This window comes from Bifidobacterium asteroides (assembly GCF_003202695.1).
In the GTDB taxonomy this organism is placed as follows: domain Bacteria; phylum Actinomycetota; class Actinomycetes; order Actinomycetales; family Bifidobacteriaceae; genus Bombiscardovia; species Bombiscardovia asteroides_G.
On the sequence record NZ_QGLL01000008.1, the window covers coordinates 287,068 to 301,787 of the forward strand.

Here is a 14,720-nt window from a genome sequence, read left to right on the forward strand (position 1 = left end):
GAGCGTTATGGCCTCGGCCCCAACCGGCCCGGCCGCCGCCGACCAGCCAGGAAGAGCAACCACGATGGAAGGCGGCCAGGGACCATCCGTCCCTTATATGCGTCTGCCAGACATCACTTGCCGAATACCGTCTTGCGGAACCGCTTACCGGTGGGAGTGCCTGCAAGCCCGCCCATGCCGGTCTCCCTCAGTGATGAGGGCATGCTTTCGCCTATGGATCTCATGGCTGCGATGACCTCATCGGGCGGAATCCTGCTGACGCCGCCTGACAAAGCGATATCAGCAGCAATCAAAGCATTGGCAGTACCGATGGCGTTGCGGTTTACGCAAGGGACCTCCACCAGGCCGGCCACAGGATCGCAGACAAGTCCTAGCAGATTGCTCAGGGCTATGGCGAAGGCCTGGGCACTGGCATCAGGATCGCCTCCTGCACCCTCAACCGCTGCAGCAGCGGCCATGCCGGATGCGCTGCCCACCTCGGCCTGACAGCCTCCTGTAGCTCCGGAGATCATCGCCTTGTTGGCCGTAATCAGCCCGAAAGCCCCTGCCGTGAACAGGCAACGGATCAGCCCATCGTCATCCAGCCCCAGTCGGTTCTTGAGCACGGTGAGCACTCCGGGCAGAGTTCCCGAGGAGCCGGCTGTAGGCGTCGCGCAGATGATGCCCATGGCCGCGTTCACCTCATTGGTAGCCATGGCGGCCTCAACGGCCTGCAACATGGCATCGCCGCTCAGGCTGGTTCCTGTCTTCCGGTAATGCTCCAACTGAGCAGCCTGTCCACCGCTCAGCCCGGTCTTGGAAAACACGCCATCTCCCTGGGACCCCTTGGCCACGGCAGCCTGCATGACCTGCAGGTTCTTGGCCATTCTTGCCCAGATCTGCTCACGAGTCTGGCGGGAACGCCGCACCTCCTCGTCGATGGCCACTTCAGATATCGACGAGCCGCGCTCTTCGGCCATACTCACGAGTTCAGCGATCGAAGCGAACATGCGCCATGCCTCCTAGTCGATATAAATCATGCGGGACGAGTGACCCGCGATCTGCTTATGCCGCTGCGTAGACAGCGGGTTGTCCAAATCGAACTCGTAGACCGCCATGCCGGCCGGACCTTCAGGCTCGTATCTGGTCTCCTTGGTCACGCCCTCTTCGCGAAGCAGATCTCGTATGCGCTCCAATCGCCGACCGGCGACGTTTTCGGATTCATCCGATTCCACCAGCAGGATGGGCAGAAGCCCTGGAGGAGTGATCAGACATCCATCCAAGTTGATGCGTCGCACCTCAATGGTCCCGCCCCCGATGGAACAAGCCGCATAGATCACTCGACCGGCTGGGCCCTGCAAATCCAGGACGGCGGTGTTCGGATGGTCGATGGGGCTGGGCTCATCCTCCTCGTGGAAGGTCAGATCCATGCCCTGCCTGCGGGCGATGCCGATAGCATCAGGCACCCGAGGGTCATCCGGGGCAAAACCTAGAAGGCCGCTGATGATGGCATAGTCGGTACCGTGGCCGCTGTGCGTGCGAGCGAAGGAATCATAATAATGGATATCAGCACGGCTTGGAACACCCCCAGCAAGGATGTGGCCAACCCTGCCAATGGCCACTGCCCCAGCCGTATGCGAGCTGGAGGGTCCAATCATGATGGGACCTATGATGTCGAACACGCTCTTGTACTTATCCATGCCTGCCTCCTCTTCCCATACCCCCGGGCTTTCCCAGACTTCCAGCGCGCGAAGCCGTTGCAGCTCCAGACCGAAGGGACCACATGGACCGAATGACATCATAACTTTGCAGTTTCCATAACTCAATCAGCTCATACTGTCAGCGTGATTGCTGTAGAGGGTTCGTTCACGTCGGACACACCCAGGAAAATCGGGTCGGCACCGCGCGCACAATGGAGGCATGCCAATTCCAGCGGTCGTCATCCTCGGCATCCTAGCGGTGGCGGCCATTGTCGTCACGGCGGTGGTGCTGATTGTCCGTGCCCAAAGGCGGCATAGGTTCGCCATGCAGATCCTGGCTCGGGACGACGACCAACTCAGCTATGCTTTCGTCATCAACCCCTCCAAACCCCAGGCCGCCGCTGCCCGCGAGCGCATCCAGCAATACTGCCACGACAAGGGCATCCGCGAATTCAGTTTCATCGAAACCCGGCTGGACAGGGACGGGAGAGCTTGCGCCCGCATGGCATTGGACCGTGGAGTCAACGTAGTCGTAGCCGTCGGCGGGGACGGAACCGTGCGCACAGTGGCCAGCGCCATGGCATCCAGCGACCATGTCATGGGCATCATCCCCATTGGGACCGGCAACCTCTTCGCACGTAACATGGGCATACCTGTGGGCGATCTGGACGCCGCCCTGGCCGTGGCTACCTCGCACGGATCCACTCAGGTCGACGTAGGCCGCATGGCCCTGCTGGACGAGAAGGATCAGGAGCGTCGGCGCGGCCATGCCTTCCTGATCATCGCCGGCATCGGCTTCGACGCCCTGATGATCGACGACACCGATCCCAATCTGAAGAAGACAGTCAGCTGGCTGGCCTACTTCATCAGCGGCGCCAAACATTTGTTTGCGCCCAAATACACGGCCGACATCACCATCACACGACCCGATCAGGTCACACAGACCAACACCTCAGTGACCTTCCGCACCTTCATGGCCGGCAACTGCGGGGAGATCCCAGGATTCTCCCTGATGCCCGACGCCTCCTACAAAGACGGCATCCTGGACTTCGAGATCATCGACACCTCAGCAGGCCTGATCGGCTGGGCCAACCTCTTTGGTGATGTGATGCATCAGACCATCACCCGCAAGGCCAGCCAGAGCCCTTTGTCGACCAACTCCACCATCGTTCAGCTGCAGGGATCCAAGGCGGAGATCCGCCTGGAGAAGCCCGCCCTGGCCCAGGTGGACGGCGACATTCTGGGCGAGACCCGCCATCTGGCGATCAGCGTGGAGCACCGGGCCCTGAATGTTCGCGTGCCCCGATCAGACTGAAACCGGACGACCGCCTCCCCCCTCGCCCGCCATCTTTCTCATGCCGGGGTGGCATGATGGGAGCCATGACAGCACAGAACGCGGGCAGGCCCGCCAGCCCAGAAGATCTGATCAACGTCGACGATCTGATCGGCAAGTACTACGATCTCATCCCCGACCCTTCAACTCCCTCCCAGCGGGTGTCCTTCGGCACCTCCGGACATCGTGGCTCCGCTCTGACTACCTCCTTCAACGAGGCCCACATCGTGGCTATCAGCCAGGCCATAGCCGAACAGAGAACCAAGGATGGGGTCACTGGACCTCTCTATTTGGGCCGCGACACGCATGCCCTCTCCCTGCCGGCCTGGAAGACGGCCATCGAGGTCCTGACCGCAAACGGCGTACGGGTGCGCATCGACGCCAACGATGACTACACCCCCACGCCCACCGTCTCCCAGGCCATCCTGACACACAACCGGGCGGCCGATGGAACCCAGCGCTTCTCCGGCAAGGACCTGGCTGACGGCATTGTGGTCACCCCTTCCCACAACCCGCCCACCGATGGCGGGTTCAAGTACGACCCGCCCACTGGCGGTCCGGCTCCGGCCGAAACCACCAACGCCATAGCGCGACGGGCCAATGAGCTCCTGGGCAGCTATAGGCAGGTCAAGCGGATACCCTTCGAAGATGCCGTCAAGTCCGACCTTGTGGAGCGCTTCGACTACCGGGAACATTATGTGGCCGACCTGGGCAATGTCATCGACTTCGACCTGATCAGATCCTCGGGGGTCCGCCTGGGCATTGATCCTCTGGGCGGAGCCTCGGTCAATTACTGGCCGCTGATCAATGAAAAGTACGGTCTGAACATCGGTGTCATCAACCCTGAGGTGGATCCGACCTGGCGGTTCATGACCATCGACCACGATGGGAAGATCCGCATGGATCCCAGCTCCCCCTATGCCATGAAAGGCCTGGTGGATCGTCTCAATGCAGGAGCCTGGGGCTCCTATGACCTGGTCGGAGGCACGGATCCGGATGCTGACAGGCATGGCATCGTCTGCCCAGGAACCGGGGTCATGAATCCCAATCACTACATCGCCGTCTGCGTGGAATACCTCTTCTCGGGCAACCGACCCGGATGGCCCCAGGGCTCCGGCATAGGCAAGACCCTGGTGTCCTCCTCGCTGATCGACCGCGTGGCCGCTTCCATCGGCGCCAGGCTGATCGAGGTGCCTGTGGGCTTCAAATGGTTCGTCGACCCCCTCTTCAAGGGCGAAGTGGCCTTCGGCGGCGAAGAGAGTTCCGGGATGAGCTTTCTGCGCCGGGACGGTCATGTCTGGACGACGGACAAGGACGGGCTGATCCCCGACCTCTTGGCTGCCGAGATTACAGCCAAGACCGGAAAGAACCCGGCCCAGCTCCACCAGGAGCAGGTGGATCGCTTCGGCCAAAGCTGGTACAAGCGGGTGGACACCCCGACCACCTTGGAGCAGAAGCAGAAGTTCACCCAGCTGAACGGCGACGATGTGGCGGCCTCCACCCTGGCTGGCGAGCCCATCACTGCCAAGCTGACCGAAGCCCCGGGCAATGGCGCCAAAATCGGTGGCATCAAGGTAACCACCCAGAACAATTGGTTCGCTGCCCGCCCCTCCGGCACCGAGAACATATACAAGGTCTACGCCGAATCCTTCGTCTCCCCTGAGGCCCTGGACCAGGTCCTGGACGAGGCCGGCCAGGTGGTCGCCAAGGCCTTGGGCTGATCTGCAGACAAGACCGCCTGCCCTCCCTCCCCCGCATCAGTCATCACTGACGCGGGGTTCTCTATCTCCCTGTCTAGGCTGGAAGCCATGACCAATGGCAAGAATCTGGTCGTCTCGACCGATGGCAGCGCACTGAGCAATCCCAACGGCCCCATGGGCTGGGCCTGGGCCGATCATGAGGACGGCGACGCGGATGCAGGAGGCGCGAGCAACGGCACAAATCAGATCGGCGAACTGTGCGCCGTGCTGCAGGCGCTGCGAGCCCACCCAGGCGAGCGCCCGCTGGTCATCGAAACCGACTCCCAGTACGCTATCAACTGCTCCACAACCTGGGTGCCCGGGTGGAAGAAGAAAGGCTGGAAGAACTCCCAAGGCAGGCCTGTCAAAAACAGGCCCCTGATCGAAGCCATCGACCGGGAGATCCAGATCCGGCCGGGATCAGTCAGGTTTGTCTGGGTCAAGGGTCATGCCGGCGACGTCTTCAACGAGAAAGTGGACACTCTGGCCCGTGGCTATGCTACGGCAGCAGGCAGGGGCGACCGAGAAGGATGTATGCCCATCGAGGGCTGGCGCTCGCTGCTGGCCTCCCCCTATGCTAAGGGCACGCAGGTGCCGTCCGCAGTCAAGGCTGAACTGGACGGAGGACTCCAAGTTCTGGACAAGCTGGGTCGCAAGAAGGCTGGCCTGGACCAGGAAGAGCAGAAAGACCTGGCCGAAACCGCCATCGAGTCCGAGGCTGTGGATGCCGATCAGGCCGAGTCGGTGAAAGAAACATTCCCAGGGTCGCCAAAGGCACAGGACGTCGAAGAGAGCCAAATCACAGCAGCGACAGGATCGGAGCCGTCGGATTACCAGCAGACAGCGGACGCAGAAGATGATGCGACACCTGAGGCAGTCGATGGCACACCCGCCCCTGACCTACCCGATGGTCAGGAGGACGAAGTCTCATCTGCTTTCGACAACACTTCGGACACCGACCCGGTTGCCCGGGAGGCCAAAAATTCAGGCGCTCGAGGACTGAGAGCCAGCGGCCGCATCCGCATCACGCCGCCCCCGTCCGGCAGCAGCATGTTCACGGGGCACGACCTGCATATCGTCGGCAGCATCGATCTGGACGCGGCCATTGACCCTGACGGCTACGTGACCATACGGGAGGCGCCTTTCCGTCTGCACGCCATCGAAGTGGAGGATTGAGCGACTCATGAACCGTCAGGGGCCATCATCTACACTGGAGTGAACCTGAACCAACAAAACCCGCAGACACCAGCGGTTAAACGCATGCGGGCATAAAGGAGCGTGTATGGACAAGACCGAGCAGGACAGACTGAAGAAAGCCGCCGGCATCGAGGCAGCCAAACTGGTCGAGAACGGCATGACCGCCGGGCTGGGCACCGGATCGACGGTCCGGTTCTTCGTGGATGAACTGGGACGGCGCGTCAAGGAAGAGGGTTTGGAGTTCACCGGGGTGACTACCTCACGGCGGACCAAGGAACAGGCCGAGAGCTATGGAATTCGCATCGTCGACATCGACCAGGCGGACCATATCGATATCACCATCGATGGCGCCGACGAGGTTGACAAGGACTTCAACGGCATCAAGGGCGGAGGCGCAGCCCTGCTCTGGGAGAAAATCGTGGCCGTCAATTCTCAAAGGATCGTCTGGATCGTGGACGAGTCCAAGGTGGTCGACACCATCGGCCGCTTCCCCCTGCCAGTAGAGGTCATCCCCTTCGGCGAGCGCCACGTCCTGGACCGCTTCAAGGAGCGCGGCTATAACCCGGTACTGCGGCTGGACGGCCAGGGACATCCGGTTCTGACCGACGAGCACAACCACATCATCGATCTTCATTTGGACCGGATTGAACACCCGCAGGATCTGGCTCAGGACCTGATCACCACCGTGGGCGTCGTGGAACACGGCCTCTTCCTCAACATGGTTGACACGGTCATCGTGGGCGATCCCAATGGCCCCCGAGTCATGACCAACGCCAACAAGTGATGATCAGCGATCATCCAGCCTCTCAGCTGGCGGCACGCTAAAACAGGTCGAGAGCATTACTGGCCTCGATGACTGGCGATGATATATATGAAGCCTCCCGCATCCATCCGGTGCGGGAGGCTTCATTGGCCTTAGCAGGCCCATAAGTCATAAAGCTACTTGCGCTGGTGACGAGTCTTGCGCAGCAGCTTGCGGTGCTTCTTCTTGCTCATCCGCTTGCGGCGCTTCTTGATGACAGAACCCATCCGAGCCTCCGATCCTTAGTTACCTGGAAGTGTCCAACTTGCTTATCGTACACCGGTTGCGGGACGATCAGAGCGGGAAGGCCTTGTAGAAAGCCTCCAGCGCCGTCCGCTGACCTTGGGCGCGGAAGACCACCGTATCATTCTGCCAGATGACCAAGGCTGTGTGCGCATCGTCGCCGTCAGCCTTTTCCAAGTAGGATCCGGTGACCGTGCCGCCGCTGCGAACCTTGCCTGAGGCCAGCTCCTTGCCGGACATGCCCGTGGACAGACTGTCATAGAGCGCCTTGGCATCTTCACTCCTGGACCACTGAGCCAGGTGGAGGGTCACATCCCCGCCGGACTTGCCGGAGGAGTAGACCAGGTTGTACTCCTCGATAGGTGTATGGGTGCTCCACTCGCTGTCGGAATCCGCTTTGACACGGGCGAAATCGCCCACCGTATCAGGCATGGCCTTGAGCAGCTCGGAAGCCGAATCGGGCAGAGGAACGGCCGTGGCCTTGGGACTGGCTTGCGAGGGTCGGGAGGAAGCGGAGGCCGAAGTCTGAGCACCGGGCTCTTGGCTGCGCACCGCCCAGTGAGGCCAGACGAAGGCCGATAAGAGCACCAGGACCACCGCCGCCGCCAGGGCAATAACCAGACCGATCCGTTGACGACGCTTCCTGGCATGCGCAGAGGAGTCGGATGAAGAGGACAGGGGTGCAGAAGGATTCTCAGCCATGATCCCATTCTCTCATGAGCAGGGTGTCGGCACTGCGAAGATGGCGTAAAAGCCTGGCTTCTCGTCCCTGAATCCCGATAGCGTGCAGGTATGGCCAAGACGACAACGCAATACGTGTGCACGGAGTGCGGGTGGACCGGCGGCAAGTGGTTCGGACGCTGCCCGGAATGCGGCCAGTGGGGAACCATCGAGGAATTTCACGAGGCACGTGTCGTAGGCGCAGGCGGGGGTCTGTCCTCCTCTGGCGGCAGCCATACGGCACCTGCGCCCCCGAAGACCGGGCTGGCCCGGCCCATCACCCGTGTAAGCACGGATCAGGTAAAGCGCATTCCCACAGGATTCGAGGAGTTCGACCGAGTCCTGGGCGGGGGGATCGTACCCGGGTCGGTCATCCTCTTGGCCGGCGAGCCAGGCATCGGCAAGTCCACCCTCCTGCTGGAGACCGCCGGCCGTGTGGCCGACCGGGGCGGCGAAAGAGGCAAGGTGCTCTACCTGTCGGGCGAGGAGTCCCAGGCCCAGGTGCGGATGAGGGCCAGCCGAGTGGATGCGCTCAAGGATTCATTGCTGCTGGCTTCAACTACCGACCTGGCCACGGTGCTGGGGCTGATTGAGCGCGAAAAGCCGGCACTGGCCATTGTGGACTCCGCCCAGACCATCGTCTCCAGCCAGGTCGACGGCATCGCCGGAGGCTCCACGCAGGTACGCGAGGTAGCCATCAGCCTGATCGACATGGCCAAGTCGCACGATATCCCCATCCTCTTGGTAGGCCACGTAACCAAGGACGGCTCCATAGCCGGGCCGCGGACCCTGGAGCATCTGGTTGATGTGGTCTGCCAGTTCGAGGGCGATCCCCAAACCGCCCTGCGCCTGCTGAGAGCCGTCAAGAATCGGTTCGGCCCCACCGACGAGGTGGGCTGCTTCGACATGAGCGAACAGGGCATTGAGGAGGTCAGCGATCCCACCGGGCTCTTCCTGTCCACGGCTGGACAGGAGGTGGAGGGCACCTGCGTGACCTTTACATTGGACGGCCACCGCAGCCTGCCCATCGAAATCCAGGCTCTGGTCACCTCCTCTGTTCTGCCCACTCCCCGTCGCAACACCAACGGGATCGACGCCAACCGCCTGGCCATGCTGGCTGCAGTGCTCTATCGCCACGGCCGCGTCAACCTGCTGACAAAGGATCTGTATGTATCCACCATCGCCGGCGGGCTGGCCAAGGAGCCCGGATGTGATCTGGCCATCGTGGCCGCCCTGGCCAGTGCAGCCAAGTCCCGGCCCATCCTGCGCACGACCTGTGCCATGGGCGAGATATCTCTGACCGGGCAGGTCAGGCCGGTGCCGCAACTCAACCACCGGCTGCAGGAGGCGGCTCGGCTGGGATTCACCCGAGCGCTGATCCCGCCTGATCGGCGCTCAAGAGACCGAAAGCCCATCCAGGGCCTGGAAGTGGTCGAGACCACCAATCTATCCGAGGCCCTGGCTGCTCTGGGACTGGGCTGAGCCCAGCGACGGCTCGTCCCATGTCGCACAATACGGCGCCATCCTGCCGACTCGTTAACCTGCCGGACTAGGATGGAGTCGCCGGAAGACCGACACCCATCATCATCGCGAGGAGCAGATCAGCATGACCATCTTCACTAGGAAAACCATACGCAGGCTAACGGCGGCCGCACTCACAGCAGTCACGCTCATGGCCGGCGCAGCCTGCGGCTCCTCATCGAGCAGCGGCGGGCAGTCAGCAACCAAACAGGACATCACTCAGCAGACCATCCATCCCGGCACCCTGACCATTGCCACCGGAGACCCGGCTTACGCCCCCTACGTGGTGGGCAACAAGCCTGAATCCGGCAAGGGCTACGAGGCAGCCGTGGCCTACGCAGTGGCAGAGAAAATGGGCTTTGACACGGCGCACGTCACCTGGACCAGGACCACCTTCGATGCCGCCATCGCTCCGGGAAGCAAGGACTACGACCTGAACATCCAGCAGTTCTCCATCACCTCGGAGCGCCGACAGGCTGTGGACTTCACTCCCAGCTATTACAACTCCACCCAGTCGTTAGTCGTCAAAAGCAGCTCTCCATATGCTTCCGCAACCTCTCTGGCCCAGATCAAGGACGCCAAGATAGGAGCTATGGTCGGCTCCACCTCCTACGAGATGGCCCACAAGCTGGTCAAGCCTGACATCGACACCTTCAACGACGACGTGGCTTCATCCCAAGCCTTGGATGCCAATCAGATCGACGCGCTTGTCGTGGACACTCCCTCAGCCGTGACCATGGTCGATTCCGGGCAGGTCAAGAACGCCAAAATCCTCGGGCAGATCAAGGGTTCACAGGACCCGGAGGGCATGGGCATGGTCCTGCCCAAGGGATCCAAACTGACCCCGGCCGCTTCCAAGGCTGTCACGGCCCTGAAGAAGGATGGAACCTTGGACAAGCTGCAAAAGCAATGGCTGCACGTCTACACCTCTCTGCCTACGCTGGGCTGAGAAAAGAAAGGAAACCTTGTCGTTCATGGCCACCTCGGCACAGGACGCGGTCAGCGATATCCAACGGGAACGGGAACGCTACGGCCGTCGACAGAATCTGCGCTCCGTGGCGGTCAGCATCGCCAGCACGCTGGTGCTGGCCCTGCTGATCGCTCTGGGGCTGCACGCCTCACCTGGCTGGCCCCGAGTCAAGCAGTCGTTTTTCTCCGGTGCCTACTTCGCTCAATCCTTCCCCAAGGTCCTCCAGGGACTCTGGCTCAATCTGGAGGTCCTTTTCTTTGCAGTCATCGGCGTAGCGCTGCTGGGCACCCTCCTGGCCATGATCCGCACCAGCCGAAACCCGCTGTTCTTCCCCCTGCGGGTGCTGGCCCAGGTCTACACAACGATCATGAGAGGCATCCCCATGATTGTGGTTCTCTACCTGATCGGCTTCGGCATTCCCGGACTGGCTATCTTCAACCGGATTCCGGCAGCCCTGCTAGGCACTGTGGCGATCATCCTCTCCTATTCGGCCTACATCGCCGAGGTGCTGAGGGCAGGATTCCAGGACGTCGGCCCCTCTCAGAGGGCATCAGCACGCTCGCTTGGCCTGACCTCGGGGCAGACCATGCGTTTGGTCGTCATCCCTCAGGCTTTGCGCAAAGTGGCTCCGGCGCTGATGAACGACTTCATCTCCATGCAGAAGGACGTAGGACTGATCTCGGTTCTGGGAGCCGTTGACGCTGTCAGAGCGGCCCAGATCATCGTGGCCACCTCCTACAACTTCACTCCATACGTGGTGGCCTCGGTGCTCTTCATCGCCACATCGGTCCCCTTCATTCTTCTCAACGACTGGTATTCCAACCGGCTGCGCAAGCGCGAACAGAGCGGAGGCATGGTATGAGCGAACAGGCAGGGGCCGAACAGGACCAGCCGGTGCTCCGTCTGGAGAATGTTCGAAAGACCTACCCTGGGGGCAACCAGGTCCTGCGTGACATCTCCATGACCATCATGCCTCATGAGACCGTGGCCCTGCTGGGCCCATCCGGGTCGGGCAAATCCACTTTGATGAAGTGCATCAACCTGCTGGAGACCGTCAACGACGGAAGGATCTGGCTGGGCGGCACCGACATCACCGATCCCAGGATCGACCAGGATGTCTGCCGGGCCAGAATCGGCGTGGTCTTCCAGCAGTTCAACCTCTTCCCCCACATGAACGTCCTGAAAAACGTTACCCTGGGAGCCATCAAGGTCCACGGCATGCCCAAGGACCAGGCCAGGGAGCGGGCCTTGGAACTGCTTGATCGAATCGGCATGAGGAAGAAGGCAGGAGCGTACCCCGACCAGCTCTCCGGCGGCCAGCAGCAACGGGTGGCCATTGTGCGCGCCCTGATGACCGACCCGGAACTGCTCTTGCTGGATGAGATCACGTCAGCCTTGGACCCCATGCTGGTGGGCGAGGTCCTGGCCATGGTCTCCGAGCTGACCGCTGGAGGCACCACCATCCTCATGGCCACCCACGAAATGAGCTTCGCCCATCACGCAGCCAACCGGGTCGTCCTGCTGCTGGACGGCGTCATCGCCGAGAATGGAACGCCGCAAGAGGTTATGGACGAGTCGGAGAATCCGCGCACCAGGGAGTTCTTCAGCCACTTCCGAGGGCTGTGAGTTCCATAATCCCTACAAGCCTTCAGCTGACGAGGAGCCCTTTTCTGCGGCCTTGGTCAAATCCAAGGTTCGCTCGGCATCCAGAGCCAGCTGTCGTTTGAGGGGTTCCTCGCCCGCATACCGCTTCTGACCGCGCAGACGGCTGAGAAACTCCACCCGGACCCGGTGACCGTACAGGTCCACCCAATCCTTCCGAACTGCATTGGCCTCCAGGACTTTGGGCATATGCTCGCCCGGGGCCAAGAAGGTCTCCTTGGTGCCTATGGAGATAGCAGCAGGCATCCGCCAGGGCGAACCCTGGGCCAGCCGACCCTCCTGTCCCTCCGGAGTCGCCATGGGATCCGTAGGCAGTCCCAGGTCGACCAGCCAGCCCGCATAGACTCCATCCGCAGGCATCATTCCCTGGCTGTCGGGCGCAAGATTGGCAGTCGGAAATCCCAAGCGGCGGCCCCGCTGCTCCCCATGAACCACTGTACCTTGAACCATATGCGGTCGGCCCAAAATATCCAGAGCCGCATCCACGTCACCGTCCTGGATCAGTTGTCGAAGATGAGAACTGCTCCAAACCCTTACCTGATGTCGCTCAAGGCCGTCAGCGTCAGGCAGCGTGCAGTCGCCGGGGCCCTGGTCGTCTATTACTTCCAAATTGAACAATCCTGTGTCTGCCAGGTCGCCAATGGCTTCGATGTCGCCGATTCGCCCCGCACCCATCTGTGCATCGCGGCCCAAAACCAGAGTCCGCATGGCCAGCTGTTCGGTGAGCTGCTTGAGAAAGAACCGATAGGACTTGGCTGCAAAGGCCACTGTGTATCGGACCACCACAACCTGTTCCAGCCCCAGCTGGGCCATGAGCCGCAGGCGCTCCTCCAAGGGCATGATCTGATCAGGGTCATGGCGAATCAGATCCGAGGACGGTTCATCCATATCATGGCTGTCAGCGTAGCTGTGAACCAGTTTGGGGCTGGGGTCGAAAACCAGGGCCATAGGCCGGTCCTTGCCCTTGGCAGCAAGTGCGACCACCCGGTGCAGGAGAGCCTGATGACCCCGATGCATGCCATCGAAGACACCGACAGTGACCACGCTGGACCGGGCGCCCAAGGTTCCCGGCCACCTGACAATGCCCGACTCATTCGGGCTGACCTGACTGACCTTCATCCGCTTCCCATCACTTAGTCACGACTATCCCGAACCCGGGCGCCGAAAATTCCTTAAGCACTGTATTCCCCCCGTCGCACTCTGGCAAGACCCTCAGACTAAACCCGCACCTGCGCACTCAGTCCTCGGGGTGGAAGACCACATCCGGCTTGGCCCCGCCTCGTGGACCGGGCACTAGGATAGCAGCCAGACGCTGCTTGCCTGCAGGCCCAGCCAAAGCGGCTGTGGGCCTGACGACGGGCAGATCCAAGAATCCGCCGTTGGCCACTCTGGCGGCCTGGTCAGCATCCAGGCTCATGACGGGCATGGTCATGCGTGCTGCCTGCGCCAGGTCGAGAGAGGCGTCCAACATCCCCTGTCTGTCGCAGTCCAGGGCCATACGACTGCGAACTACCGTCTGACCATGACGGTTCTGGTAGGTATTAGGAACCACCTGGCCGCTCAAAGCTTTAGACGCCAAGTCAGGATTCTCCAAATCGAACGGGCCCACGCGAATCCGTCTTAAGGCAGTCAAGTGGCCGCCCAGATCCAGCTGCTCACCCAGATCGCGGGCCAGTGCCCGGATATAGGTGCCACTAGAGCAGGTCACCTCCACATCTGCATCGACCACCCTGATATCCTCGTCAGACAAAACCACGCGGCGAAAATCGAGCAGATGGAAAGATGCGATCCGTATTCGACGGGGCTCCAGCCTGACCTCCTGGCCTGCGCGAGCCAGGTCATAGGCTCGCCTGCCCTTGACCTTGATGGCAGAGAAAGCATCAGGCACCTGGTCGATCCAGCCGGTGAAGCAGCGATCGATCAAACCCTGCAGACCATGAGCCGTCAGCTCGTCCGCCCTCGGCGCAGCTCCGGGACGCACCGGCAGCAGATCCCCGTCCGCGTCGTCCGTGGTGGTGCCCAGCCCCAGACGCATGGTGGCGCGGTATGTTTTGTCATGACCGACGATGACCGTCAGCAGCCGTGTAGCCTGGCCGAAACCGATCACCAGCAGGCCGGTGGCCATGGGATCCAGAGTCCCGGCGTGGCCCACGCGTCGCATGCCGAGACTTGACCGAACAGCTGCCACCACGTCATGACTGGTCACACCGCTCGGCTTGTCAACAAGGATGATGCCCGAAGTCGGTTCACCATGACCAGAATCGATCATGTCCGACGGCTTAGAAGCCGCTGATTCACTGATGCCCTCAGCGCTCGGCTTCATCCGCATCCTCTGCTGCAGATTCATCAGGAACGGAGTCCGGCTCCTCGGGCTCCTCCTCGTCGTCATGCCTGTACGGATCGGGGTCGCCCGCATAGCTGGCATTGACCCGGGCCTTGGCCATAGCCTCGTCCCGGTGTCGGGCTGCGGTCAGTACATCCTCGATCTCGGTCGCCTCGGCAGGCACCTCATCGTAGATGAAGCGCAAGGTAGGCGTCAGCCGCAGACCGGCCCGAGCGCCGACCAGGCTGCGCAGCCGCCCGGATGCCTGTCGCAGGGCCTGCTGGGCCCGCTTGCGTTCCCCGGCCTCGTGTCCGGACCGGCCCAGCTGGGTCCAGTAGATCTTGGCTATCTGCAGGTCGTTGGTGACCCGAACCTCAGTGACGGTGACCCCTGCCAAGCGCTTGTCATGCATCTGGGACTCCAGCGCAGAGGCCACGACCCGCTGTATCAGGGCCGCTATGCGTACGGCGCGGGGATTTCCTGCCATCATGATTCCTTTCTCGAATCGCCCATGACCAATCTTCGCCTTCA

General features: G+C 61.7%; 15 protein-coding genes. 8 read left to right on the forward strand and 7 right to left on the reverse strand.

Features of this window, described 5'->3' with window-relative positions; genetic code table 11:
• Positions 1 to 113: 113 nt before the first annotated feature.
• On the reverse strand, positions 114 to 989 hold the full coding sequence (sdaAA, locus tag DKK75_RS05995; RefSeq protein ID WP_110452522.1) for an L-serine ammonia-lyase, iron-sulfur-dependent, subunit alpha: 876 nt from the start codon (positions 987 to 989) through the stop codon (positions 114 to 116).
• A gap of 12 nt (positions 990 to 1,001) precedes the next feature.
• Positions 1,002 to 1,679 (reverse strand): serine dehydratase beta chain, encoded by a 678-nt coding sequence (locus tag DKK75_RS06000; protein ID WP_110452571.1) that lies wholly within the window; start codon positions 1,677 to 1,679, stop codon positions 1,002 to 1,004.
• A 220-nt stretch (positions 1,680 to 1,899) separates the two neighbouring features.
• Between DKK75_RS06000 and DKK75_RS06005 the strand changes: the two genes are divergently transcribed.
• From DKK75_RS06005 to rpiA, 4 genes are all read left to right on the forward strand, one after another.
• Positions 1,900 to 2,994 (forward strand): diacylglycerol/lipid kinase family protein, encoded by a 1,095-nt coding sequence (locus DKK75_RS06005; protein WP_110452523.1) that lies wholly within the window; start codon positions 1,900 to 1,902, stop codon positions 2,992 to 2,994.
• 65 nt (positions 2,995 to 3,059) lie between these two features.
• The gene (gene pgm / locus DKK75_RS06010; protein ID WP_110452524.1) at positions 3,060 to 4,733 is read left to right on the forward strand and encodes a phosphoglucomutase (alpha-D-glucose-1,6-bisphosphate-dependent); all 1,674 of its coding nucleotides are present in this window, start codon (positions 3,060 to 3,062) and stop codon (positions 4,731 to 4,733) included.
• A gap of 87 nt (positions 4,734 to 4,820) precedes the next feature.
• Positions 4,821 to 5,927 carry a ribonuclease H family protein gene (locus DKK75_RS06015; RefSeq protein WP_110452525.1) on the forward strand — a complete coding sequence of 369 codons (1,107 nt, stop codon included), beginning with the start codon at positions 4,821 to 4,823 and terminating at the stop codon, positions 5,925 to 5,927.
• A gap of 106 nt (positions 5,928 to 6,033) precedes the next feature.
• Positions 6,034 to 6,732, forward strand: coding sequence for a ribose-5-phosphate isomerase RpiA (rpiA, locus tag DKK75_RS06020; RefSeq protein ID WP_110452526.1), 699 nt, complete (start codon positions 6,034 to 6,036; stop codon positions 6,730 to 6,732).
• Positions 6,733 to 6,887: 155 nt separating this feature from the next.
• Here the strand turns inward: rpiA and DKK75_RS06025 are convergent, their stop codons facing one another.
• Both DKK75_RS06025 and DKK75_RS06030 read right to left on the reverse strand, forming a co-directional pair.
• The gene (locus DKK75_RS06025; protein WP_004268639.1) at positions 6,888 to 6,977 is read right to left on the reverse strand and encodes a 30S ribosomal protein bS22; all 90 of its coding nucleotides are present in this window, start codon (positions 6,975 to 6,977) and stop codon (positions 6,888 to 6,890) included.
• 67 nt (positions 6,978 to 7,044) lie between these two features.
• Positions 7,045 to 7,695 (reverse strand): hypothetical protein, encoded by a 651-nt coding sequence (locus tag DKK75_RS06030; protein ID WP_110452527.1) that lies wholly within the window; start codon positions 7,693 to 7,695, stop codon positions 7,045 to 7,047.
• Positions 7,696 to 7,785: 90 nt separating this feature from the next.
• Here DKK75_RS06030 and radA point away from each other — a divergent pair, with 90 nt between their 5' ends.
• The 4 genes from radA to DKK75_RS06050 all read left to right on the forward strand — a co-directional run bounded on the left by radA (position 7,786) and on the right by DKK75_RS06050 (position 11,830).
• On the forward strand, positions 7,786 to 9,195 hold the full coding sequence (gene radA / locus DKK75_RS06035) for a DNA repair protein RadA (RefSeq protein ID WP_110452528.1): 1,410 nt from the start codon (positions 7,786 to 7,788) through the stop codon (positions 9,193 to 9,195).
• A gap of 124 nt (positions 9,196 to 9,319) precedes the next feature.
• On the forward strand, positions 9,320 to 10,183 hold the full coding sequence (locus DKK75_RS06040; protein ID WP_110452529.1) for an ABC transporter substrate-binding protein: 864 nt from the start codon (positions 9,320 to 9,322) through the stop codon (positions 10,181 to 10,183).
• A 25-nt stretch (positions 10,184 to 10,208) separates the two neighbouring features.
• Positions 10,209 to 11,066, forward strand: a complete 858-nt coding sequence (locus tag DKK75_RS06045; protein ID WP_110452530.1) for an amino acid ABC transporter permease — start codon at positions 10,209 to 10,211, stop codon at positions 11,064 to 11,066.
• Complete coding sequence (locus DKK75_RS06050; RefSeq protein WP_110452531.1) at positions 11,063 to 11,830, forward strand: amino acid ABC transporter ATP-binding protein; 768 nt, start codon at positions 11,063 to 11,065, stop codon at positions 11,828 to 11,830. Before DKK75_RS06045 ends, DKK75_RS06050 begins: the two co-directional genes overlap by 4 nt.
• 12 nt (positions 11,831 to 11,842) lie before the next feature.
• Here DKK75_RS06050 and ribF read toward each other — a convergent pair whose 3' ends face one another.
• From ribF to rbfA, 3 genes are all read right to left on the reverse strand, one after another.
• Positions 11,843 to 12,985, reverse strand: a complete 1,143-nt coding sequence (ribF, locus tag DKK75_RS06055) for a bifunctional riboflavin kinase/FMN adenylyltransferase (protein WP_110452532.1) — start codon at positions 12,983 to 12,985, stop codon at positions 11,843 to 11,845.
• Positions 12,986 to 13,103: 118 nt separating this feature from the next.
• Complete coding sequence (gene truB, locus DKK75_RS06060; protein WP_110452572.1) at positions 13,104 to 14,135, reverse strand: tRNA pseudouridine(55) synthase TruB; 1,032 nt, start codon at positions 14,133 to 14,135, stop codon at positions 13,104 to 13,106.
• A gap of 37 nt (positions 14,136 to 14,172) precedes the next feature.
• Positions 14,173 to 14,676, reverse strand: a complete 504-nt coding sequence (gene rbfA / locus DKK75_RS06065) for a 30S ribosome-binding factor RbfA (RefSeq protein WP_110452573.1) — start codon at positions 14,674 to 14,676, stop codon at positions 14,173 to 14,175.
• Between the last annotated feature and the right edge of the window lie 44 nt (positions 14,677 to 14,720).

Excerpts from the sequence above, each read along its gene's own strand:
- sdaAA (WP_110452522.1), bottom strand. The coding sequence starts at position 989 with ATGTTCGCTTCGATCGCTGAACTCGTGAGTATGGCCGAAGAGCGCGGC.
- DKK75_RS06000 (WP_110452571.1), bottom strand. The coding sequence starts at position 1,679 with ATGGATAAGTACAAGAGCGTGTTCGACATCATAGGTCCCATCATGATT.
- DKK75_RS06005 (WP_110452523.1), top strand. The coding sequence starts at position 1,900 with ATGCCAATTCCAGCGGTCGTCATCCTCGGCATCCTAGCGGTGGCGGCC.
- pgm (WP_110452524.1), top strand. The coding sequence starts at position 3,060 with ATGACAGCACAGAACGCGGGCAGGCCCGCCAGCCCAGAAGATCTGATC.
- DKK75_RS06015 (WP_110452525.1), top strand. The coding sequence starts at position 4,821 with ATGACCAATGGCAAGAATCTGGTCGTCTCGACCGATGGCAGCGCACTG.
- rpiA (WP_110452526.1), top strand. The coding sequence starts at position 6,034 with ATGGACAAGACCGAGCAGGACAGACTGAAGAAAGCCGCCGGCATCGAG.
- DKK75_RS06025 (WP_004268639.1), bottom strand. The coding sequence starts at position 6,977 with ATGGGTTCTGTCATCAAGAAGCGCCGCAAGCGGATGAGCAAGAAGAAG.
- DKK75_RS06030 (WP_110452527.1), bottom strand. The coding sequence starts at position 7,695 with ATGGCTGAGAATCCTTCTGCACCCCTGTCCTCTTCATCCGACTCCTCT.
- radA (WP_110452528.1), top strand. The coding sequence starts at position 7,786 with ATGGCCAAGACGACAACGCAATACGTGTGCACGGAGTGCGGGTGGACC.
- DKK75_RS06040 (WP_110452529.1), top strand. The coding sequence starts at position 9,320 with ATGACCATCTTCACTAGGAAAACCATACGCAGGCTAACGGCGGCCGCA.
- DKK75_RS06045 (WP_110452530.1), top strand. The coding sequence starts at position 10,209 with ATGGCCACCTCGGCACAGGACGCGGTCAGCGATATCCAACGGGAACGG.
- DKK75_RS06050 (WP_110452531.1), top strand. The coding sequence starts at position 11,063 with ATGAGCGAACAGGCAGGGGCCGAACAGGACCAGCCGGTGCTCCGTCTG.
- ribF (WP_110452532.1), bottom strand. The coding sequence starts at position 12,985 with ATGAAGGTCAGTCAGGTCAGCCCGAATGAGTCGGGCATTGTCAGGTGG.
- truB (WP_110452572.1), bottom strand. The coding sequence starts at position 14,135 with ATGATCGATTCTGGTCATGGTGAACCGACTTCGGGCATCATCCTTGTT.
- rbfA (WP_110452573.1), bottom strand. The coding sequence starts at position 14,676 with ATGGCAGGAAATCCCCGCGCCGTACGCATAGCGGCCCTGATACAGCGG.